Origin of the sequence: Paraeggerthella sp. (genome assembly GCF_048427265.1) — a bacterium.
Lineage (GTDB): Bacteria > Actinomycetota > Coriobacteriia > Coriobacteriales > Eggerthellaceae > Paraeggerthella > Paraeggerthella hominis.
This window is the reverse complement of record NZ_DBFOSR010000008.1, coordinates 1-21,377: the sequence shown is the minus strand read 5'-3', so window position 1 is coordinate 21,377 and position 21,377 is coordinate 1. Positions and strand designations below refer to the sequence as shown.

Genomic DNA, 21,377 nt, shown 5'->3' with positions numbered 1-21,377 from the left:
TTCGTGATCGCGCATCGGCTGTCCACCATCAAGCGCGCCGACCTCATCTTGGTCATACGCGACGGCGATATCGTGGAGCAGGGGTCGCACGATGAATTGCTGGAACTTGGCGGTTTCTACGCAGAGTTGTATAATTCTCAATTCGTTGCATGCAACGACGGGAGCGAGGGGTAGCGCGCGGCGGGCGGGGGCCTGCATGCGAGCTCCCGTCCGCCGCGCCAAGGGCGCGGCTCCGTCGACACGATGAGAATGGAATGCCATGTCCCGGAGCGGGGATCAGAGCGCGAACGTAGAACCGAACGTTGAAGCGAAGCCGAATCAGGAGGGCGCGGGGGTTGTTGCACCCGCAGGCGTGCGCGGCCAAACGGGGTCGACCGATTCCGACGCGCCCGTGCAGTTGGCGGTGTTCGATTTCGACGGTACGAGCATTGACGGCAACTCCCCGGTCTTGCTGGTCGCCCATCTCATGAAGCTGGGCCTTCTGCGCAAGCGCGTGGTCTCGCGCATCCTGCTATGGGCGGCTGCCTACAAGCTGCGCCTTCCGCAGAACGAGGCGCGCGTGCGCGGGCTGGTGTTCACGGCTTTCGAGGGCTGGCCTGCCAAGAAAGTCGACGCGTTTCTGGCCGACTTCTACGACCACAGCATTGCGCCGATTTTCCGTCCGCAGGCCGACGCCGCCATGCGCGCCCATGCGGAAGCGGGCGACGTGGTGCTGGTGGTTTCCGCCACCTTCGAACCCATTATCCTGCGCGCCATGGAGCACCACCCCTTCGCGCACCAGGTGTCCACGCGCATGTGCGTTGCTCCTGACGGCACCTACGAGCGCCGCGTGGAGGGGCTTCCGGTCGAAGGCGAGGAGAAGCTGGCTGCGGTGCAGCGCTTCGGCGACGAGCATTTCGGCCCCGGCAAGTGGGAGCTGGCTGCCGCGTACGGCGACCATCATTCCGACCGCGTGGTTTTGGGCGCCGCGAAACAGGCGTTCGCCGTCACGCCGGACCGCCCGCTCACCCGTACGGCGCGCGCGTGCGGATGGAGCATCCTCGACTGGTAGCCTCTTGGGTTTCGGCGTTTTCGGTTCGCCCGCCCCTTGATTCCCAGCCGCAGTGTTTTTGGGTTTTGAGTGCATGCCGCGCCGCATGCGTCTCTATCGGGTAAAATGTGACCTCAACATAGTCATTTTTGCGCACGATGTGCAGATACCATACGCAAAGGAGGTTGGGTACATGCTCGAGAACGACGCGAACAGCTCGCCCAGCCAAAACGACGAGCACGAAAATTCATCCAGCGAGTACCTTCGCCGAGCCGCGCAGGCTTGCGCAGCGGGCGATGCGGTGCTGGGGATGCACCTGTACCTTGCCGCTTTCGAGCAGGCGCGCCGCACCGACGGCACGGCGCCCGACGAGGCGGCGCTCGAAGGCCTCAAGCAGGCGTGGGCGCTTGCCTGCGCGCTCAAGGAGCGCTCGATTGCCGAATACGTGTTCGAGCGGTTGGAGCCGTACCTGTCTTCCGACGAAACGGTCTCCTGCGCCGAGCAGCTGCAGGGCCTGGCTCTCGACAAGCTGCAGGAGTTCGGCCTTTCACGCGAGGACCTGGAGGACATGACGGACCTCATCTCGCAGGACTTTCTGGGCCTTGACGGCGCGCGCCTGCTGCGCGTCGAGCACGTGACCGCCCCGGCGCAGCGCGCCGGGAAGGCGAAGGACGCTCCCGAAGCGGCCGTGCCCGCCGAAAAAGATGCGTCGGCAGGTTCCGAAGACGCGTCTTCTTCCGGCGAGGTCGAAGCGGCGTCGGAGGAAAGCGCGGATGCGACCGGCCATGACGCCGACAGCGCGGCCGTTCTTTCCACGCTCGAGCGCATCACGTATCGAGAGCTGGTGGGATACGATCGAACAGTGGCGCTCATGCGCGATTTCGGGGTGGGCATGCAGGGCGACCCCCAGTTCCAAGAGCTGGTCAGGCAGCTGAACGCGCGGCACGGGCTGGATCGCATGCCCGCCGCCGACGCGCTGCTGTTCCGCTCGCCGGCGCGCGAGGATGCGAACCGGTTCATGGTTGCCACGCTAGGCGAGCTGGGCTTGCCTGCGCTGCGCATGCGCATGGAGGAGAACCTGCAGGGCATGCCCGTCCTGTGCGTGATGGCCCAGGCCGACCGCCAGCCCCAGTTGAACGCGGCTCGCAACGCCTTCGAAGGCGCGGGCGTTCTGCTGCTGGAGGATCTTGACCTGTGGGCGTCGCCGGTGTCCGAGCCTGCGGGGGACGATCTCGGCGGCTTCCTCATGGCAAGTTTGTCCCGCGGCGCGCGCGAGGCCATCAACCTCATACGCTCGGCTGTCGAGAACCCCGACGTGTTCGTGCTGGCGTCTGCGTCCGAAGCGGGGGAGATCGAACCGTTCTTCTACGATCTTCTGGAGCCGCTGTCCATCGTCGACATCGATTTTCCCACGGCGTCGGAGCGCGCGGACATCTGGATGGAGATCGCGCGCGAGCATCCTTCGCTGCGCGGCGTCGACCAGGCGGCCCTCGTGCGCTATTCTGCCCAGATGCCTCGCTACGACATCTACATGGCGGCGCGGGAGGCCGTGGAGGAAGCCTACAAGGCAAGCCTTATGGCGCGGCGCTACGTGCCGGTGACGGCGGACAATCTGTTCGACAAGATGGCGGCCTACCAGCCGCTCGATTCGGAGGAATACCGTGCGCTTGAAAACGCGGTGATCAGCGATTTTCGCCGCGACCTCGAGCACTTGGAGGACCTGCTGAAAGGGGAAGAGGGATAATCGATGGACATCACGCGACGCTGCGATTACGCTTGCAGGATACTTCGTGCCGCTTATAAAAGCGGCGACGCTTACGTGTCGGTGTCCGATATCGCCGAAGACGAGGACATCCCTTACGCGTTCGCGCGCAGCATTCAGCACGACTTGGTCAAGGGCGGGCTTATCAAAACGGTGCGCGGAGCGCGCGGCGGCCTGGCTCTCAATTGCGATCCTGCGGAGGTCACGCTGCTCGAGGTCCTGGAGGCTATCCAGGGTCCGGTGAGCGTGTCGTTGTGCGTGCTGGACCCCGAGTATTGCGAGAAGCAGAAATCCTGTGCGTACAACAAGCTGTGGCAGGGCGCGGATCGCCTGCTCAACGATTACTTCGGCTCCATTACGCTCAAGGATTTGATCGAGTTGGGGGCAACGCATCCCGTGGTGGAGGCGGCTCTTGCGAAGGCTCGCGGCAAGGAGGCTCCCGTGCATGCGCCAGCCGACGCTCGGCCCGAGGCGTGCAGGGTGGCAAGCTGCTCGGTTTCCTGCGCTCATCTGACCGTCGAGGCTCCGGACGACGCGAACCCGGAAAGCCCGCAGCCGTGCGCGTAGCGGGTTTCGATTCGCCTTCGTGGCCCGCCGACGCTCCGTTAGCTCGCGAGGCGTTCGAGGCCAAGGTTCGCGAAGAGGGCGCGCTGCGCTATCGGGAGCTGCCTTGGCGCTATCTGGACGATCCCTACGCGGTTTTGGTTTCGGAGGTCATGCTTCAGCAGACGCAAGTGACGCGCGTGCTGAAGCATTGGGAGCGCTGGATGTCGCTGTTTCCCACGGTCGACGCGCTGGCTGCGGCCGGCACCGCCGATGTTCTGGCGCAATGGCAGGGGCTTGGCTACAACCGGCGCGCCCTTGCTCTCAAGCGCGCGTGCGAGGAATGCTCCGCCACCCATGGCGGCGCCCTTCCCGACACGGCCGAACAGCTGCAGCAGCTTCCCGGCATCGGCCCGGCTACGGCGGCCGGCGTCATGGCGTTCGCGTTCGGCAAGCCTTCGATCTACATTGAGACGAACGTGCGCACGGTGTTTCTGCATGAGGTGTTCCCCCAGCGCGACAAGGTGTCCGATCGGGAATTGACGCCGCTCGTGGCCGCTACGTGCCCGCAAGACGATGCGCGCGCCTGGTACTACGCGCTTCTGGATTACGGCGCGCATCTGAAAACGCTTGTCGCCAATCCCTCGCGGCGCAGCGCCCATTACGCGCGGCAATCGACGTTCGACGGGTCGCGCCGTCAGAAGCGCGCCGAGCTGGTGCGCGTGGTGTTGGCCGAGCCGGGCATCGGCTTCGACGATCTGGCCGCTCGCCTGGATGCGTTCGAGCGCGCGGCGGGCCGCGACGGCGTGGATGCCGAGACGTTCGAGTCCATCGTAAACGACCTGATGCGAGAAGGGTTCTTCCGCCAAGAAGAAGGCGTCTTCCGGGCGTAGCGCGCGGTCCGCTAAAAGACGGGCGCGCGAGCGGGTCTCTGTGGTAAAATACCTCAATCCCGTGGGGGAGTAGTCGGCGCCGTACGGCGTGGCTGGGTCAACATACTGCTTCGGACGAAGCTGGCCAGCATTAAATGACAAGACTCGCGGTGTGACGAAGGCGTCGCACCGTGCATTTCCGCAACCGGCGCGCGCCGGTATTTTTATGCCCTGATGCGGGGAAGAGGCCGCACGGGGTTTGCTGGGGTCGAAGGCGGACGAGAGGATTGCGCTGTGGGTTTTGTCGAATTGCTGCTGGTGGGCGTAGGTTTGTCCATGGACGCGTTTGCGGTTTCCGTGTGCAAGGGGCTGTGCATGAAGCGCCTGAACATGCGTCAGGCGTTGGTGATCGCGTTGTTCTTCGGAGGGTTCCAGGCGCTCATGCCTCTGATCGGCTGGGCGTTGGGCACCCAGTTCGAGCAGTTCATCACGCCGGTTGATCATTGGATCGCGTTCGGGCTTTTGCTGATCATCGGCGCGAAGATGCTGTGGGACTCGTTTCACGGCGACGATGACGAGCAGCTGTCCTGCGCGGTGGACGGGCGGCTTGACCTGCGCGAACTAACGATGATGGCGGTGGCTACCAGCATCGACGCCTTGGCCGTGGGCATCACGTTCGCGTTTCTGCGCGTTGATATCGTGGCTTCGGTGGTCGTCATCGGCGTGACCACGTTCGCGCTTTCCCTTGTCGGCGTTGCCGTTGGGCACCGCTTCGGCGCGCGCTACGAAAAAACGGCCACCATCGCAGGCGGCGTGGTCCTCATTCTCATCGGCCTGAAAATCCTGCTCGAGCACCTGGGAGTACTGGCGTTCTAACGATTCCCGAGAACCTTCCAGGTAGAACCCGGGCCAGCGAAGAGCTGCCCGGTGGAATGGCCGCGATCGGCGGAGGGGCTGGGGAAGAGGTCCGCCAAGCGAGTTCCGCAGCGAAGCGGGGACTGTCTGAGCGATCGGGTCTCTTCCCCAGCCCCGGTTCCCATAGGTTGATGCGCTATCCGATCGGGTAGCTGCCGAGCACCTTCACTTCGCGCAGCTTGAGGCGCAGGCAGTTGAGCGCGGTTTGCACGGGCAGGTCGTTCACGCTGCCTTCCAGGTCCACGAAGAACATGTACTCGCCAAGCGCCTGTTTGGTGGGCCGGGACTGGATCTTGGTTAGGTTGATGCCCGCGTAGGCGAACTCGGACAGGATCATGAGCAGCGCGCCCGCCTTGTCCGCTTGCAGAAACAGCGCGAGCGAGGTCTTGAAGCGCTCTCCCTCGAAAACCGGCGGATGCCCCTGGCGGCCGATGAGCGCGAACGAGGTTTGGTTGCCGTAGTGGTCCTCGATGCCCGCCTCGGCCACGCGCGCTCCGTACAGCTGTGCGGCGAACGAGTTGCCGATGCCGGCCACTTCGGGATCGGATGCGGCTAGGCGCGCGCTCTCCGCGGTGGAGGACGTGGTGATGGTGGCGCGCCCCGGAAGCTGCTCGTTCAGGTAGCGTCGGCATTGCGCGAGGCCTTGCGGATGCGAGGCAACCGTCTTGATGCGCGCAAGGTCGCTTTCGGGATGCACCAGCAAGCAGTGGTGGATGTCGAGCACTTCTTCGCCGAGGATCGTGGCCGAGCTGCGAAACGCGAAGTTGTCGAGCGTGGCCGTCACCGGACCTTCGAGGGCGTTTTCCATGGCTACGACGCCGTAGGTGCAGCGGCCGCGATCCACGCAGTCGAACACCTCGCTGAAAGACGGGCATTCCACCAGGTTCGGCTCGTCGATTCCCAGGCGCGCGGCAAAGGACCGCGCGGCCTCGTCGCTGTACGTTCCGGCGGGTCCCAGGTAGGCGAAAGAAGCTTCTGTCAGCGTCATATTGAATCCTTCTAGTTCTCAGGCTCTCATTGCATATCGTGTGCTATCATACCCGTTTTGCGACGGGAGAAGTGGTGCACGACAAGAAACCGAACGGTCGCTTGCGTCGATTTACGGCTGGTTTCTTGCGTCGGACTGTTTGCATAGCGGGGGGCGAAACCCGGCAAATGCTGCATCAAAATGCAAGCATGAGCCGAAATGGTGAATACTGTTTGTTACGGCTTCGGACGGCGGTAACACTTTCGCGCCATTTGCGGGTTAAACGTTGCGCTCGCGCACCTTTTCTCCATTTTTGCATAACCGTCGTGGAGAATGCATAAGCAGGTAAGCAAGACGAGAAGCACCTGAGGAGGTGTGCACATGGGAAAAGAGGCCACCGTATCTGAGTTTCAGGATATGCTGGCGGCTCGAGGAGTAAGCCGCCGCGATTTCATGAAGCTTTGCGGCGCGGTCGCAGTTGCCGCCGGGCTGTCCGAACTGGCTGCTCCGAAGATAGCGCAGGCTCTCGAAAAATCCGTGATCGGCGCAACGAAGGGTAAGTTGTACCCGGTCATTTGGATTGAAGGCGCGTCGTGCACGGGTTGTACTGAGTCGTTCGCCCAAGTTGAGACGCCGAGCGCGGCTACGATCGTGCTCGAGATGATCTCGCTCAACTATTCCGAGACGCTTTCGGCCGCTGCCGGTCATTCCGTCGAAGAGGCGAAGGCGCAGACGATCGAAGCTGGCAACTACATCCTTATCTACGAGGGAGCTGTGCTGGAGGGATGGGGCGGCCAGGCTCTGCGCGTCGCCGATGCTCCGGGCACGCATCATCTGGAGGAGGCTGCCGCGAACGCCAACGCGGTCATCGCGCTGGGATCTTGCGCGGTCAACGGCGGCTGGATGGGCGCGCATCCCAATTCCGCGGGCGCCTTGGGCGTTCAGCAGTATCTGGAGAAGGCCGGCATCAACGTTCCGGTGGTAAACATCCCCGGCTGCCCGGCCAACCCCGAGTGGCTCGTGTCGGTTTTGGTGGACGTCGTCCTCATGGACAACACGCTGCCCGCGCTTGACAGCCAGAACAAGCCCGTCGGCATCTTCGGCCAGACCATTCACGACAACTGCGAGCGTCGCGGCCATTTCGAGAACGGCGAGTTCGTGTACCAGTTCGGTTCCAAGGAAGAAGCCATGGGCTACTGCCTGTACCCGCTGGGATGCCGTGGTCCCCAGACGAAGTCCAACTGCGGCGTCGTGCTGTGGAACGACCGTCGCAGCTGGTGCGTCCAGGCCGGTTCTCCCTGCATCGGATGCTGCGAGGCCAACCCCAACGATCCGGGCCAGAACTGGGTCGAGGTCAACACCCCGTTCTACAAGCGCCATCGCGACCTGCGCATCGGCGACTGGATGGTCCAGCCCGGCACCATCGCTTTGGGCATCACCTGCTTCCTGGCAGGCGCCCTGGTCGTGCACGGCTTCGGCATGAAGCTGTCCGGACGCATGGACGGCGGTGCGGACTTCGAGAAGGTGCGCGCTTGGGATGCCAAGCACCCCGACAAGTCCATCGGCAAGTACGACGATAAGGAAGGGAGGTAAGCCTACATGACCCGTTCAGTCATCGACCCGGTCACCCGTATCGAGGGCCATCTCCGCATCGAGATGGAAGTCGAGAACGGCAAGGTCTCCGACGCCTGGGTGTCCGGCGGCTGCTTCCGCGGTATGGAGCTCGTCGTGCAGGATCGCACGCCCGAAGATGCGGCGCAGATCGTGCAGCGCATCTGCGGCGTGTGCCCGGTGTCGCACGCTCACGCGTCCGCCATTGCCGCCGAAAAGGCTTACGGCATCAAAATCTCGAACAATGCGCGCATCATCCGCAACCTGATCGAGGGCGCGCAGTTCCTGCACAGCCACATCCTGTGGTTCTACAACCTGGCTGCGCTCGACTACGTGAACCCGCTCAACGCGCTCAAGGCCGATGCGGCCGACGCGTACGATTTGGCGCAGGCTGCCGGCACGTCCATCAACAGCGACTTCAACGTGTTGAAGGAGCGCCTGACGAACTTCGCCGACAACGGCCAGCTGTCCATCTTCTCGGGCAACTGGTTCGACGCCGAGGACGGCACCGCCTATCAGCTGCCGCCCGAGCTCGACCTCATCTGCACCGCCCATTATCTTGAGGCGCTGACCATGCAGGCGAAGGCTTCGCAGGTTTCCGCTTTGCTGGGCGGCAAGATGCCGCACGTCATGACGATCATCCCCGGCGGCACCGCATTCGTGCCCACCGATCAGAAGCTCGACGACCTCAAGGGCCTCGTCGACGAGATCTACACCTGGGTTGCCACCACCATGATCCCGGACACCTTGGCTATCGCTCCGTACTACATGGATGCGCTCACCTGGGGCAAGGGCTGCGGTCGCTACATCGCTTGGGGCGTGTTCGAGAACAAGAGCATGGAGATGGCGGATCGCTATCTGCCCATGGGCGTCGTCGACGACAAGCTCAACCTGTCCGACGTGCAGGAAAACCTCATCACCGAGTACATGGGCCGCTCCTGGTACAAGGGCGACGCGACCATGACGTCTCCGTACTTCGTTACGGAGCCGGAGTACACGTCCTACGACGTGAACGACCGCTACACGTGGGTCAAGTGCCCCGCGTACGACGGCAAGGCTTACGAGGCCGGCGGACTTTCCCGTATCTTGGCTGCGTACAAGCGCAACGTGCCGTTCGTCAAGGAGCACGTCGACGGTCTGCTCGAAGCGCTGGGCGCTCCCGGCCAGATCGGCGTTGCCCAGTCCACGCTCGGCCGTACCGCCGTTCGTCAGATCGAGACGCTCTACATCGCCGGCCTCATGAAGGAATGGACCGACGAGCTGGTCGAGGCCGTCAAGAGCGGCGACAGCGAGTACTTCCGCGAGCCCGCCACCATCACCGGCGCCGGCTCGGGCTTCTGGGAGGCTCCGCGCGGCGCGCTCTATCACAGCGAGACCGTCAAAGACGGCAAGATCGATGGTTACCAGATCATCATCCCGTCCACGTGGAACCTGGCTCCCATGAACGGCAACGGCGAGAAGGGCCCGCTGGAGCAGGCGCTTATCGGCGTGCCCGTGGGCGATGTGGAGAAGCCGATCAACGCTTTGCGCACGGTTCACAGCTTCGACCCCTGCACGGCATGCGCGGTGCACGTCACCGAGCCGGCCACGGGCAAGAGCTTCGAAACCGTCACGAGCCCGTGGGGGGTGAAGTAACATGGCGCACTTGGCACATTATCGCGAAGCGCATCCGATGCCCTTCGTCATCACGCACTGGATCAACCTGGTTGCGATGGTCCTGTTGATCGTCACCGGCTTCGCTATCCACTTCCCGTTCTGGCCGCTCTTCATGGGCATTGCCCGCGGCGTGCATGTGTTCTGCGGCTTCGTGCTGTTCATCAACTGCATCGTGCGCGTGCTGATGGCGTTCTTCGTCAAGTCCGCTCCGGACGGCGGTACGCGCTATCAGGTTACGGACTACAAGACGTGGCTGCCGCAGGCTGACAACCGTCACCAGCTGGGCGCGTGGATCAAGTACTACCTGTTCCTGAAGAAGGACCATCCGCTGGGCGCCAAGCTGGGCGTGCCGCAGAAGATCAGCTACCTGATGATCCCGATCCTTATCATCGTCATGTTCTACACGGGCCTTGCCCTGTGGGCTCCTACGATGAACCTCGGGTTCTTCGCGGCTGGCACCGACCTGGTGGGCGGCCTCATGTCGATGCGCATCATCCACTACTTCATGATGTACATCTTCATCTGCTTCATGCTCATCCACATGTACCTGGCCAACATCGAGGGTATTTCCCCGACGCTGCTCATGTTCTTCTGGAAAGAGCACGGCGGCTTGGTCTACGATCCCGAGAAGCACACGATCGTGGGCGAGGACGACCTGCATCACAAAGAGAAGGCGTAAGCGCTCTTTGTCGAAAGCGGTATGACGTACGAACCGGGCCGGATCCCTCGAGGGGTCCGGCCCGGTTTTTTCATCGGTGGCGGGCTTCTCGCGTGTGCGTGCTCGTCCTTGTGCTTGCGCTTACCGCGCGGCTTCGATGAAGCGGACGAAGGCGTCTGCCTGTCGTTCCAGGTAAGGAGCGGACGCGTCCAGCTTGAGGACGCCGTCTTGGGCTTGCGAGCCAACGTGCGGTATGCAGAGGCGGGGCTTGTTCATGACGCGCGCGTTGAGGTAGTTCAGCATGCCGGCAAGCTGCTCTTGCGCATGCTCGGCGCCGCTCATGCCGATGCTGGCTCCTGAAAGGGCTACGGGCTTGCCTACGATGACCGGCCCTTCCGTTGCGCTGACCGGCCGTGAGAGCCAATCGAGGAGGTTTTTGAGCGGCCCGGGAATAGCGTGGTTGTATTCGGGGCTGAACAGCCACACGCCGTCGGCGTCGCGAACGGCTTGCCGTACGCGAGCGATGGCAGGAGGCTCGGGGTGCTCGGAGTCTTCGTTCATAAAGGGGACGTCGTCCCAGTTCAGAATAGTGAACGTTACGTCGGGGCGTCGCTGTTTCAGCAGTTCGCCCGCCGCCTGCGCAACTTGGAGATTGTAGCTGCCCACGCGTCTCGACCCTACGATGGCAAGTACGTTCATGTGCTCTCCTTCCGCTTTGCCGGACCCTCCCGTAGAAGGGTGCTTCCTAGACTATAATGGCAGGGAATCATCAAGGTTTCGAAAAGGATACCGAACTGTGGCTGAATTAACCGAAGAGCAAATCGCGCAAGAAGAGAAGTTCTTGGAAGGCGTGCCCCGCGTCAACGTGGGCGCGTTGTTCCTTCCTCCCATCTGGGGGCCGGCGCACGGCATGTGGGCCACTATTCTGTTCTACCCCCTCTGGCTGTTCGCGGACAACACGTTCTATGCGGCGTTCGCGCAGCGCACTCCCTTGGCCATCGGCGTTGCGGTTCTGGTGCTGCTGACGTTGACGGCCGGGACGGTGGCGTTTTCCATCGTGGCCCAGCCGTTCGCTGCGCATCGGGCGGCCAAACGGGGCGTCGACAAGGAAGCGTACTTGAAGCGCGAGCGCGTTTGGGCTGTTGCGAGCGTGATCATTGGGCTGTGCATGCTGGCAGCGGCGACGTACTACAACCTGGTCGTGCGTCCGACGATAGGGGCGTGACGGCTGTGATGGCGGATGATGCTGCGAAGGGCTGCGACGACGCCCGTGCTTTGCGTTCCATCGCGGTTCTGTGCGTGGGCAACAAGCTCATGCTCGACGACGGCGTGGGGCCTGCCGTATACGAGGAGCTGATCGAGCGCTACGAGATTCCCCAGAATGTGCAGCTGTTCGATTTGGGGTGCCTCAGCCTTGACATGCTCGATTCCGTTCGCGCGTTCGACATGATCATCACGGTGGACGCCGTGGACGGCACCGATGCCGAGCCGGGCACGGTGTTTCGCTTCGAGCCCGATGCCATGGCGCGCCGAAGCGGAGCCAGCGCATCGCTGCACGACCTCAAGCTGATCGACCTGTTCGATTCCGCTGCGCTTCTGGGATACCGGGCGGAAGGCCTGTGCTTGGGCATGCAGGTGGAGAACGCCTCGCCCGCCGTGGTGACCATCGGGCTGACGCCGCGCGTGCATGCGGCCCTGCCGCTTCTGGTCGATACCGTGGCGGGGGAGCTTGCGCGCTTGGGCTCGCCGCTTTCTCCGAAGACGCTCCGCTAGCGTTCGTTCTGCGCATCGCTGCGGGGTGGCGGCGCGTCAACGCGGCATCTTCGATTCGGTGACGGTCGCCTGGTGCTTCTCCTGCGTGCGGGGATGCGCGCTATCGTTTTCGAGAAACGGTAGGATCGCGCGCTGCGCGGTTAGAAGGAGATGCACGTCTATGCTTATTCACACGATCAGCGCGTACGAAACTTCGGCAGAGGATTTTTTCGGTCGTTTGGCCGACTGGCGGGTCGATATGCTGCTTGATACGCGCCTGAAGAACACGAACCAGCTTTCCGGTTTCACTAAACGCGATGACTTGGCGTTTTTTGCTGACAAAGTGGCGCATGCGCAGTATGCGCACGACAAGCTGTTCGCTCCGGCTCCCACTATGCTCGAGCGCTACTTCAACGGCAACATAGGGTGGGAAGCTTACGCGAGCGCCTATCGAGCCGACATGGAAAAGCGCGCGGCGGTCGCGCGGTTCTTCGAACGGTACGGCGATTTCGAATCGGTTGCGCTTGTCGGCACGGCTACGCGCAAGCGCCGCTCCCATACCGAAGTGCTTGCGGACATGCTTCGGGAGGCTTTGGAATCGTAGGCGCCCATGCGCCGTTCGGCTTGGCGCGGAAAGGGCGCGGTTCTGGGGTCGGCGTGCGGATCGGTCCCGACGGCTGCACCCCTCTGCCGCTTCATCCAATCCGTCTTCTTGTAAAACTAGCACTTGCTTGGTATTATACTAGCAAGTGCTAGTTTTACTTGAGGGGAGATCATCATGCCGGAAGGCAAGCGGGTCGCGCCGACGCGCGACCGGATACTCGACGAGGCGTTCGGGCTTTTCGCCGATCGCGGGTTCCATGCGGTTTCCGTTCGGGACATCGCGGCGGCCGCGGGCATCAAGGACGCGTCGCTGTACAACCATTTTCCTGGAAAGCAAGCCCTGTTCGACGCGATCATCGCGCGCGAGCTCGACCGTTTGCGCGCGATGTTCCAGCCGAAGGGCGTCCTGTTCGACGTCGGGGACGACCCGCGGGAATACGACCCGTCCGATCCCCGTGCGCTTGAGAGGCAGGTGCATGAATCCGTCAGGCCGTTTTTCGAAGATGCTTCGCTGCGGCAGCTGCGTCGCCTGCTCGTTATCAGCCAGTTCGAGAGCGAGGACGCTGCGCAGGCGTACCGCCTTGTGTTCATCGAGCGCCCGCTTGCCTTGCAGCGGTCGGCTTTCGAACATGGAATGGCAACGGGGACCCTGCTGCGCGACGACGCCGCACGGATGGCACTGGAGTTTCAAGGCCCGGTGTTTCTCATGCTGCATGCTGGCATGACCTGGGACGAAGCGAAACCGAAGGTGAGCGCGCTCCTGGCGTCGTTCCTGCGGCGCTACGGCGCGGCGGGGAAGGCTCCTGCGGGCGCCGCTGCGCCTTCGGGTTCTTCGGAAGCAGCTGATGAAAGAGGACGCTCATGACGTGCTTGGTGGCATACGCATCTCAAACCGGGTTCACGCGCGCGTACGCCGAGTGGATCGCGGACGATCTGGAATGCCGGGCCGTTGCGTACGGTCAGGCGACCGACGAAGACGTGGCGGCGTGCGACGTGGTGGTCATGGGAGGGTGGTTCCATGCGGCCTCGCTTGCCGGAGGATCGTGGCTGAAGCGCATGCGCAAGGCTCATCCGAACGTCCGCTTCGTCGTGTTTGGCGTGGGCGCGACTCCTGTAGAGTGGACCGATCAGGTGGAAGAGGGCTTGGCCCGCGCGCTGCCTTCGCCGGACTTCGACGACGTGCCGCGCTTCTACCTGCGCGGAGGCTTCGACTACGCCAAGCTGGGCCTACGCGACAAGCTTATGATGAAGCTGTTTCTCAAGGCTCAGGAGAAGGCGGCGCAAAGCGACGAGCGAGCCGCTGCGATGCTGGAGGGCATGCGCGAGGGCTTCGACGGCACCGATCGGGATGCCATCGTCCCCGTGGTTGTCTGCGCGAGGTCGCTGCTGGACGAGGCGGTGCGACCGTAGCGCCGCTCCGTGCGGTGCGCGCGCTGCGCGCTGTGCCACGCCGACGCGGGATTGCCCATCGTGGCGCTTAGCCGGCCGCCGTACAATGGGCCGGACGGAAAGGAGCGCGCGACATGATTCGATACGATGCGGCTATCGCGGATGCGATGATGGTGAACGTAACGGCTCAAAAAGAGCTCGAGAGCCTGGAGATATTCGAAGCCGAGCGGGGGCGCGTGGCGTTTCGGCTCGACGTGCCGCAGGAGGTGTTGAACTATCACGGCACCATCCACGGCGGCTTTTTGGCGACGTTGTGCGAGATCGCCGCAGGCATGGCCGCGTATTCGTGCGGCGTGAGCAACGTGGCGTTGACGAGCTCGGTCAACTTCGTCAAAGCGGTGGGGGCCGGCCCCCTTGTCGTAAGGGCGAAAACGTCCCACGAGGGTCGCAGCACGGTGATCGCGCATTGCCGGGCCGAAACGCCCGAGGAGCGGTTGGTGTGCGAGGCCACGTTCACGCTGTTCGTGCTCGGGCCGCTTGAGCGGGCATAGCGGTCCGAGCATCCGGGCGCTACCCCAAGAGGAACGCGATCTTCTCCATGCGCTCGGCGATCGGCACGCCGAAGGGGCATCGGGGCTCGCAGGCGCGGCAGGCAATGCAGTCCGCAGCCGTGGCGTCGAGGGCGTCGTAGTGCGCCTTGACCGATGCAGGGGCCTCGCCTTGGACGGTCGCCAGGTCGTAGAGCTTGTTCGCCATGGCTATGTCGATGCCGGAGGGGCAGGGGGCGCAATGTCCGCAGTAGGTGCACTGGCCGTAGTAGGCATGCTTGGGGGCGCCTGCCAGAACGGTCGCGTAATCCTTCTGGGCGTCGCTCGCGGTTTCGTAGCGCACGGCGTCGGCAACGTGCGCTGGCGTGTCGAATCCGGCTAGGATGCTGGCTGCGGCGGGCCGGGTGAGCGCGTAGTGAATGCACTGGATGGGCGTGAGGGCCACGCCGAACGGCGAAGCCTCGGCGCTGAACAGGCGCCCCCCTGCGTATCCTTTCATGATGGTAAGCCCCACGCCCTCCCGTTCGCAAAGCGCGTAGAGCTCGGCTCGAACGGGGTCCATGCCTTCGAGCGCGTCGTCGTAGTCGAAGGCGAATGCCGTTTCCAGGCTGGTCGTGGCCGGCAAAAGGTCGAAAGCCGGGTTCACGCTGAACATGATGACTTCGATCTTGCCCGAGCGCGCCGCCGCCTGCGCCACGTCGGGGCGATGTGTGGACAGTCCGATATGGCCGATGACGCCGCTTTCCTGGAGCTCGTGCACGTAGGCGAAGAACGGTCCGTTCATGATCTGGTCGAACTCGGCAAGGTCGTCCACGTAATGGATCATGCCCACTTCCACGTGATCGGTTGCCAGGCGCGCGAGCAGGTCTTCGAAGGCGTTGCGCGCAAGGTCGAGGTCGCGCGTGCGCACGTACTGCCCGTTTTGCCAGGTGGATCCAATGTGACCTTGGATGATCCACCGATCCCGGTTGCCTGCGATGGCCTTTCCCAGGTTGCTGCGCACGGCGGGCTCGGCCATCCAGCAGTCCAAGATGTTGATGCCGGCCTGCATGCAGGCGTCGACGACGGCTTGCACCTCGCTGGCGGACTTGCGCTCCATCCACTCCGCTCCGAACCCGATCTCGCTCGCTTCCAAGCCGGTGTTGCCCAGTTTGCGATAGCGCATGTGGTTTCCCCCTTGTTGCTCGATTCCTTTTCGGGCGTCGTTTCCCGTCCGCCCGAGCCTACGCTTTGCCGCAGTTGGGGCACAGGTCGCAGATGAAGCACTCGCCGCATTTCGGCCGCCGTGCGATGCAGGTTTCGCGGCCGAACAGCACCCACTGGTGGTTGATGGGACCCCACCATTCGCGAGGATACAGCTTGAGCAGCGCGTCCTCGGTTTTCGCGGGCGTGTCGGCGGAGGGTCCTGCAAGCTTGAGCTTGTGCGCGATTCGGAACACGTGCGTGTCCACGGCGATGCCTTCGACAATGCCGAACGCCTCGTTGAGCACGACGTTCGCGGTTTTGCGGCCCACTCCGGGAAGCTTCTGCAGCTCGTCGATGTCGCGCGGGATCTGGCCGCCGTACTCGGACACCACCAGCTGCGCGCACTTGACCACGTTCGCAGCTTTCGTGCGGTAGAACCCGATGGTGCGGATGATCTCTTCGACGTCGGCTGGATTGGCGGACGCCAGGTCGGCTACGGTGGGGTAGCGTTCCCAAAGCGCCGGCGTTACCTTGTTGACGCCCTTGTCGGTGGTTTGGGCGGACAGCAGCACGGCGATGGTCAGCTTGAACGGGTCGCCCCAGTAATGCAGCGCGCATTCGGCGGCGGGGTAGTGCTCGTTCATGCGCTGCGCGATTTCGATGGCGCGCTCGCGTTTCGCTTTCACGGTTTCGCGGGGCAAGGGATCCTCCTTTGCAGGATGCGATTCGGATGCGGTCAAGTATAGTGAACTTTCGGGTTGGTGTCTGCTTGCAAGACGGGCTGCGGGTGTTTTCGGCTTCGCTGGCCGGCTGGTTTCGAGATCGTGTCAAATCGAACGAGTTTTGCTGGTCCTCAATCAAGAATAAAGCGAGTGCGCAAGTCTTTGACCAGGCATGATAAAAAACGTCCTTCGATCATTTTGCTCAGGAAGGCGAAAAACCGCCGCAAAACTCGCTCGATTTGGCAGCGGCTCGATCCGCCGGTGCAAACTGCCTGTTCGCGGAGCGGACGAATCGAAGGCGAGGGAGCGGCTTGCGGTTTGCATCGATGTTCTTTGTCGGTTGCGGCCGGTTGCCCGCGCCTTCCGCGCGGGCTTTAAGGTACACTGGTCGACGCTCGTGCGCGCGCTGTGCGACGGGCGCATACGCAACAAAGCTGCAAGCCGCCCATCGCGGCTTTTCGTGCTGCTCGGATAGAGAAAAGGGAACGACCATGCTCATCGACTCGCTCACGTTCGCATTGGAGAAATCCGGGTGCCTTGACGCGTTTTGGGACAAGCTGGACGCGGGCGAGGACGGCGCGCTCGGCGTGGCGAACTCGGCGCGCCCCTTCCTGATTGCCGCCCGTTTCGCGCACAGGCCGCAAACGACCCTGGTCGTGGTGGCGGGCGAAGACGCGGCGGTGTCGTTCGCGCGCAGCGTGGCGGCTTATCTGGGCGACGAGCGTGTCGTCCGCTTTCCCGAGCGAACCGACTATCCGTTCAATCCCAAGCCCAGCGACGCGAGCATCGTGGCGCGTCGCATGGAGGCCGTGCATGCGCTTTCGACCGGACGGCCGGTCGTGGTGGTGGCAAGCGCCCGTTCGCTCGTGCGCATGCTGGCTCCGGCCGGCTCGTCGGTTGCAACGCCGGTTGTGTTCGAGGCCGGGAAGGAACTGGGCGCTATGGAGGGCGCCGACGCGGCGGGCATCGCTTCCTTCGAGGACGTGGCGCTCGCTTTGGAGGAGCGCGGGTACCGCAACACCGGCGAGCTTGACGGGCCGGGCACCTTCGCCGTTCGCGGGGGCACGATCGACGTGTACCCGGGAAACCTGGTGTACCCGGTTCGGTTGGACTTCTTCGGCGACGAGCTGGACGAGGTGCGGCGCATCGTGCCCTCCACGGGCCAGACCATTCAGGCGCTTGCGCGCGTGGAGGCGTATCCCGTGATGGAGTTCTCGTGCTCGAAAAGCGCTCTTGCCCGAGCCCGCAAGAAGCTCGAACGCCCAGCTCAGATGAATGCCGCTTTACGCGATGCGCTGGAGAAGCTGGACGGGGGCCTGCGCTTCGACGGGTCGGACATGCTGCTGCCCTACCTGTACAACGAGACTGTGACGCTGGGCGCCTATCTTCGTCGCGACGCGCTTTCGGTGCTGGTGGAGCCGCGTTCCCTGTTCGACGACATGACGCATGCCTATGACGACATCGCGGGTCGCGCGAAGGGCACGGGCATCGCCCTCAAGGGGCTGTACGCCGAACCCGGCGCGGTCAGCTTCGGGGAGGGCCAGCGCGCAACCTACGTATCCATCATGCGCGTGGGCGGGCACGTGGACGACGAGCTTCCCGTGAAGCGCGTGGAGGTAGCGGGGCATCCCGACAAGCTGTTCGGGCGTTTGCGCAGCTTGGTGGACACCGACTACACGACGGTGTTCAGCGCGCCGAACTTCCGGGCGCGCCAGGACATGAAGCTGGCGTTCGTGGACCACGGCCTGCCGATCCAGGAGACGCTTGACGTCGAGCAGGATCCGAACGAGACGGAAGGCGCGGCCAAGCGACGGTTGCGCCGCGGCGTGGTGAACGTGGTGGACGTGGACGTGCCGCTGGGCATGATCATACCGAAGGCCAAGCTTGCGGTGATCAGCGTGTCCGATACGCAGGGCGCGTCGACGGCGCGTCCGAGCAGGCACGTCGACATCACGGAGATCACGTTTCCCTACAAGCCGGGCGATTACGTGGTGCATGCCGCCCACGGCGTAGCCCACTTCAAGGAGCTTGTGCGCCGCGACGTGGACGGCACGGCGCGCGACTACCTGCTGCTGGAGTATTCGGAAGGCGACAAGCTGTACGTGCCGGTGGAGCAGCTGGACCGCGTGACGCGCTACGTGGGTCCGGAGGGAGCGAGCCCGCGGCTTACTCGCCTGAACACGGCCGATTGGTCGCGCGCCATGAAGAAGGCGCGCGCCGCCACGAAGAAGCTCGCCTTCGATCTGGTGGACGTGTACGCGCGCCGCGCCACGGTGCAGGGCTACCGTTTCGAGGCCGACACGCTGGCGCAGCGCGAGATGGAGGAGGCGTTCCCGTACCAGGAGACTCCCGACCAGCTTGCCGCCATCGCCGACGTGAAGGCCGACATGCAGTCGGCCAAGCCGATGGATCGCTTAGTGTGCGGCGACGTGGGCTTCGGCAAGACCGAGGTGGCCCTGCGCGCCGCGTTCAAGGCGACTCAGGATTCGAAGCAGGTGATGGTGCTGTGCCCGACCACCATTTTGGCGCAGCAGCACTACACCAACTTCAAGGAGCGCTGCGAGCCGTTTGGCGTGACGGTGGAAGTGCTCTCGCGTTTCCGCACGCCGGCCCAGCAGGCGGCGGCGCTTGCGGGCTTCGCCGACGGCAGCGTGAACGTTTTGGTGGGAACGCATCGCCTGCTCTCCCGCGACGTGAACCCGCACGATCTGGGCCTGGTCATCATCGACGAGGAGCAGCGTTTCGGCGTGGGCCACAAAGAGCAGATGAAGAACCTGCGCGAATCCATCGACGTGCTGACGCTTTCGGCAACGCCCATTCCGCGCACCATGCAGATGTCGCTTTCAGGGGTTCGCGACATGAGCCTGATCCTCACGCCGCCCGATGAGCGGCGCGCCGTCGAGGTCCACGTGGGCGAATGGGACCCCGACGTGGTGAGCGCTGCTATTCGGCGCGAGCTGGCGCGCGGCGGGCAGGTGTACTACGTGTCGAACCGGGTGCGCTCGATCGACGAGGCCGTGCGCCGCGTGACGGCTGCCGCGGGCGAGGCGCGCGTGGGCGTGGCTCACGGCCAGATGACGCGCGAGCAGCTGGAGCGCGTCATGGAGGACTTCAGCGCTGGCGAGCTCGACGTGCTGGTGGCCACCACCATCATCGAGAGCGGCATCGACAACCCGCATACGAACACCCTCATCATCGAGGACTCGCAGCGCTTGGGTTTGGCGCAGATGTACCAGCTCAAGGGCCGTGTGGGCCGGTCGTCCACGCAGGCGTACGCCTTCTTCATGTTCCCCGAGCACATGGAGCTTACCGAGGAGGCTGCCGCGCGCTTGACGGCGTTGAACGAGCATACCGACTTGGGCAGCGGCATGCGCATCGCCATGCGCGATCTGGAGATACGCGGAGCGGGCAGCCTCATGGGCGCCGAGCAGTCGGGCAACATGTCCGCCGTCGGCTTCGACCTGTTCGCTCAGATGCTCGCTCAAGCCGTGACGGCTACGCGCGAGGGCGACCTGAAGGCCGTCGATCAGCTGCCGCCGGCCTTGTCCGACATCACGGTGAACGTGCCGGGCCATACCTACCTGCCCGAGGACTACGTGCCGGAGGCGGACGAGCGCGTGCTGTGGTACCGCAAGATCGCGTCGGCGGCGACCGAGCAGGCCGTCGAGGACGTGTACCAGGATATGGCCGACAAGCGGCCCGATATGCCGCAGGCCGCGAAGAACCTGTTCGAGAAGGCGCGCATCAAGGCATTTGCGAACGAGCATCACATCAAGACCGTTTCGGTGACGGCGGGTCGCTTGGTGGTGGAGCCGATCGACGTGTCGCGCGACCAGATGACGCCGCTGCGCCGTGCGGGCGGACGCTACCTGGCCGACAAGCGCAAGCTCCAACTGCCCCTGCGCTATTTTAAGCTTGACGAGGGCGATAACCTTCTGGGGCCGGTCGCCGAGTTTCTGAAAGAGCTGGCGAAGTGACGGGCGAGGCCGTGCGGGCGGGCGAGGCGTTTTTCCGCCAACGTTTCTGGCGCGGGATCGCGGCTGCTTTGGTGGGCGCGTCGCTGTGGGGGTTCTCGGGGGCGTGCGCGCAGTTTTTGATCGCGGGGTACGGGGCTTCTCCCGCGTTCATCACGGCGGCGCGCATGCTGGGGGCGGGCTTGCTGTTCTTGGCGGTGCTGCTGGTTCGCCAGCGCGCGCACGTTCTGGCGATGTTGCGCGATCGGGCGACTTTGGCGCGTTTGGCGGTGCTGGGCGTGGTGGGGCTGTATCCTTCTCAGATCACGTACACGATCGTCGTCGAGTACACGAATGCCGGCACGGCTACCGTGCTGCAATGCATGGGCATCGTGTTCGTCATGCTGTATGCGTGCTTGTCTACAAGGAAGCTGCCGCAGCGGCGCGAGCTGATCGGCTTGGTTTTGGCGATGGCGGCAACGTGGCTTATCGCCACGCAGGCCGATCCCGGAGCGTTCGCGGTGCCGGTTGAGGGCCTGCTGTGGAGCGTTGCAAACGGCTTGGCAGTCGCGTTCTACATCGTGTATCCGAAGCGCCTGTTCGCGCAGTGGGGAAGCTTGCCCGTAACGGGGCTGGGTATGTTCGCGGGCGGGTTGGCGGCGTTTGGAATGTGGCTGGCGGGCGCGGCCTGGGGCCAGCCGCCGGTCGTTCCCGGCTTCGACGCGGCCGGCTGGGCGGTGGTCGCGGCGATCATCGCGGTGGGCACGTTCGCGGCGTACGGTCTGTATTTGCATGGCGTGTCGGTGGTGGGCCCGGTGAAGGGCAGCCTGCTGGGGACGATGGAGCCGCTGGGCGCTACGGTGTTCGCGGCGCTTTGGCTGGGAACGGTGTTCACGGGCGCCGATTGGGCGGGCTTCGCGCTTATGGTTGCCATGGTGTTTCTGGTTACCGGGCAAGAAGCCGCAACCGAAGGGCAAGACCGCTAAACGCTGTCTTTCAGCATGAAGCTTGACGCGTTGCGCTACATCCCGGCCAGTTTCCTGACGGTGTTCGCCGTCCTGATCGTCAGCTTGCCGCCTATGCGCGCACTCGCGGTCTTCGACCACCAGTTGGTCTTGCGGTACTCTTTGCGATCGAACGACCAAAAGATAGCGTTCCGGTAATGCTCTATCCGCTCCAGCCCTTCTTTAGGTTCTCCTATTTCGTGGAGG

At 63.8% G+C, this 21,377-nt stretch carries 20 protein-coding genes and 1 pseudogene; 16 read left to right on the top strand and 5 right to left on the bottom strand.

What is annotated here, in order from left to right; translation table 11 throughout:
• Positions 1-259: 259 nt before the first annotated feature.
• The 5 genes from ACMNI9_RS00970 (at position 260) to ACMNI9_RS00950 (ending at position 5,083) form a co-directional block, all read left to right on the top strand.
• Entirely contained in the window at positions 260-1,051 is a 792-nt protein-coding gene (locus ACMNI9_RS00970) for an HAD family hydrolase (RefSeq protein WP_114565888.1), read from the top strand.
• 172 nt (positions 1,052-1,223) lie between these two features.
• Positions 1,224-2,774 carry a ribonucleotide reductase subunit alpha gene (locus tag ACMNI9_RS00965; RefSeq protein WP_114565887.1) on the top strand — a complete coding sequence of 517 codons (1,551 nt, stop codon included), beginning with the start codon at positions 1,224-1,226 and terminating at the stop codon, positions 2,772-2,774.
• 3 nt (positions 2,775-2,777) lie between these two features.
• Complete coding sequence (locus ACMNI9_RS00960) at positions 2,778-3,359, top strand: RrF2 family transcriptional regulator (protein WP_114565886.1); 582 nt, start codon at positions 2,778-2,780, stop codon at positions 3,357-3,359.
• On the top strand, positions 3,350-4,228 hold the full coding sequence (locus tag ACMNI9_RS00955; RefSeq protein ID WP_216528636.1) for an adenine glycosylase: 879 nt from the start codon (positions 3,350-3,352) through the stop codon (positions 4,226-4,228). The genes ACMNI9_RS00960 and ACMNI9_RS00955 overlap by 10 nt, the downstream gene beginning before the upstream one ends.
• A 273-nt stretch (positions 4,229-4,501) precedes the next feature.
• Positions 4,502-5,083: a manganese efflux pump MntP family protein gene (locus tag ACMNI9_RS00950; RefSeq protein ID WP_216528635.1), complete on the top strand. Its 582-nt coding sequence runs from the start codon at positions 4,502-4,504 to the stop codon at positions 5,081-5,083.
• Between the two features lie 175 nt (positions 5,084-5,258).
• Here the strand turns inward: ACMNI9_RS00950 and pheA are convergent, their stop codons facing one another.
• Positions 5,259-6,110, bottom strand: coding sequence for a prephenate dehydratase (gene pheA, locus ACMNI9_RS00945; RefSeq protein WP_114565883.1), 852 nt, complete (start codon positions 6,108-6,110; stop codon positions 5,259-5,261).
• A gap of 360 nt (positions 6,111-6,470) precedes the next feature.
• Between pheA and ACMNI9_RS00940 the strand changes: the two genes are divergently transcribed.
• From ACMNI9_RS00940 to ACMNI9_RS00930, 3 genes are read left to right on the top strand one after another with little or no spacing between them, the layout of a single operon-like run.
• Positions 6,471-7,682, top strand: coding sequence for a hydrogenase small subunit (locus ACMNI9_RS00940; protein ID WP_114565882.1), 1,212 nt, complete (start codon positions 6,471-6,473; stop codon positions 7,680-7,682).
• A gap of 6 nt (positions 7,683-7,688) precedes the next feature.
• Positions 7,689-9,335 carry a nickel-dependent hydrogenase large subunit gene (locus tag ACMNI9_RS00935; RefSeq protein ID WP_216528634.1) on the top strand — a complete coding sequence of 549 codons (1,647 nt, stop codon included), beginning with the start codon at positions 7,689-7,691 and terminating at the stop codon, positions 9,333-9,335.
• 1 nt (position 9,336) lies between these two features.
• Entirely contained in the window at positions 9,337-10,035 is a 699-nt protein-coding gene (locus ACMNI9_RS00930) for a cytochrome b/b6 domain-containing protein (protein WP_114565880.1), read from the top strand.
• 120 nt (positions 10,036-10,155) lie between these two features.
• Here the strand turns inward: ACMNI9_RS00930 and ACMNI9_RS00925 are convergent, their stop codons facing one another.
• The gene (locus ACMNI9_RS00925; RefSeq protein WP_114565879.1) at positions 10,156-10,713 is read right to left on the bottom strand and encodes an NADPH-dependent FMN reductase; all 558 of its coding nucleotides are present in this window, start codon (positions 10,711-10,713) and stop codon (positions 10,156-10,158) included.
• A 97-nt stretch (positions 10,714-10,810) separates the two neighbouring features.
• Between ACMNI9_RS00925 and ACMNI9_RS00920 the strand changes: the two genes are divergently transcribed.
• The 6 genes from ACMNI9_RS00920 to ACMNI9_RS00895 all read left to right on the top strand — a co-directional run bounded on the left by ACMNI9_RS00920 (position 10,811) and on the right by ACMNI9_RS00895 (position 14,309).
• Positions 10,811-11,239: a viscotoxin-A3 gene (locus ACMNI9_RS00920; RefSeq protein WP_114565878.1), complete on the top strand. Its 429-nt coding sequence runs from the start codon at positions 10,811-10,813 to the stop codon at positions 11,237-11,239.
• On the top strand, positions 11,236-11,787 hold the full coding sequence (locus tag ACMNI9_RS00915; protein WP_258552546.1) for a hydrogenase maturation protease: 552 nt from the start codon (positions 11,236-11,238) through the stop codon (positions 11,785-11,787). The genes ACMNI9_RS00920 and ACMNI9_RS00915 overlap by 4 nt, the downstream gene beginning before the upstream one ends.
• 160 nt (positions 11,788-11,947) lie before the next feature.
• Entirely contained in the window at positions 11,948-12,370 is a 423-nt protein-coding gene (locus tag ACMNI9_RS00910) for a DUF488 family protein (protein ID WP_114565877.1), read from the top strand.
• 174 nt (positions 12,371-12,544) lie between these two features.
• Positions 12,545-13,234 carry a TetR/AcrR family transcriptional regulator gene (locus tag ACMNI9_RS00905; protein ID WP_418830388.1) on the top strand — a complete coding sequence of 230 codons (690 nt, stop codon included), beginning with the start codon at positions 12,545-12,547 and terminating at the stop codon, positions 13,232-13,234.
• Positions 13,231-13,779, top strand: a complete 549-nt coding sequence (locus tag ACMNI9_RS00900) for a flavodoxin domain-containing protein (RefSeq protein WP_418830386.1) — start codon at positions 13,231-13,233, stop codon at positions 13,777-13,779. The genes ACMNI9_RS00905 and ACMNI9_RS00900 overlap by 4 nt, the downstream gene beginning before the upstream one ends.
• Positions 13,780-13,892: 113 nt before the next feature.
• Complete coding sequence (locus tag ACMNI9_RS00895; RefSeq protein ID WP_418830384.1) at positions 13,893-14,309, top strand: PaaI family thioesterase; 417 nt, start codon at positions 13,893-13,895, stop codon at positions 14,307-14,309.
• 19 nt (positions 14,310-14,328) lie between these two features.
• Here ACMNI9_RS00895 and ACMNI9_RS00890 read toward each other — a convergent pair whose 3' ends face one another.
• On the bottom strand, positions 14,329-15,471 hold the full coding sequence (locus ACMNI9_RS00890; protein ID WP_418830381.1) for an aldo/keto reductase: 1,143 nt from the start codon (positions 15,469-15,471) through the stop codon (positions 14,329-14,331).
• 58 nt (positions 15,472-15,529) lie between these two features.
• Positions 15,530-16,192, bottom strand: coding sequence for an endonuclease III (gene nth / locus ACMNI9_RS00885; RefSeq protein ID WP_225749314.1), 663 nt, complete (start codon positions 16,190-16,192; stop codon positions 15,530-15,532).
• 512 nt (positions 16,193-16,704) lie between these two features.
• Here nth and mfd point away from each other — a divergent pair.
• Together mfd and ACMNI9_RS00875 are read left to right on the top strand one after the other, a co-directional pair.
• Complete coding sequence (mfd, locus tag ACMNI9_RS00880) at positions 16,705-20,190, top strand: transcription-repair coupling factor (protein ID WP_418830378.1); 3,486 nt, start codon at positions 16,705-16,707, stop codon at positions 20,188-20,190.
• Entirely contained in the window at positions 20,187-21,152 is a 966-nt protein-coding gene (locus ACMNI9_RS00875; protein ID WP_225749311.1) for a DMT family transporter, read from the top strand. The genes mfd and ACMNI9_RS00875 overlap by 4 nt, the downstream gene beginning before the upstream one ends.
• 35 nt (positions 21,153-21,187) lie before the next feature.
• On the opposite strand, the pseudogene ACMNI9_RS00870 reads toward ACMNI9_RS00875, so the two are convergent.
• Positions 21,188-21,377: pseudogene (locus tag ACMNI9_RS00870) on the bottom strand (DUF1697 domain-containing protein); the annotation flags it as partial.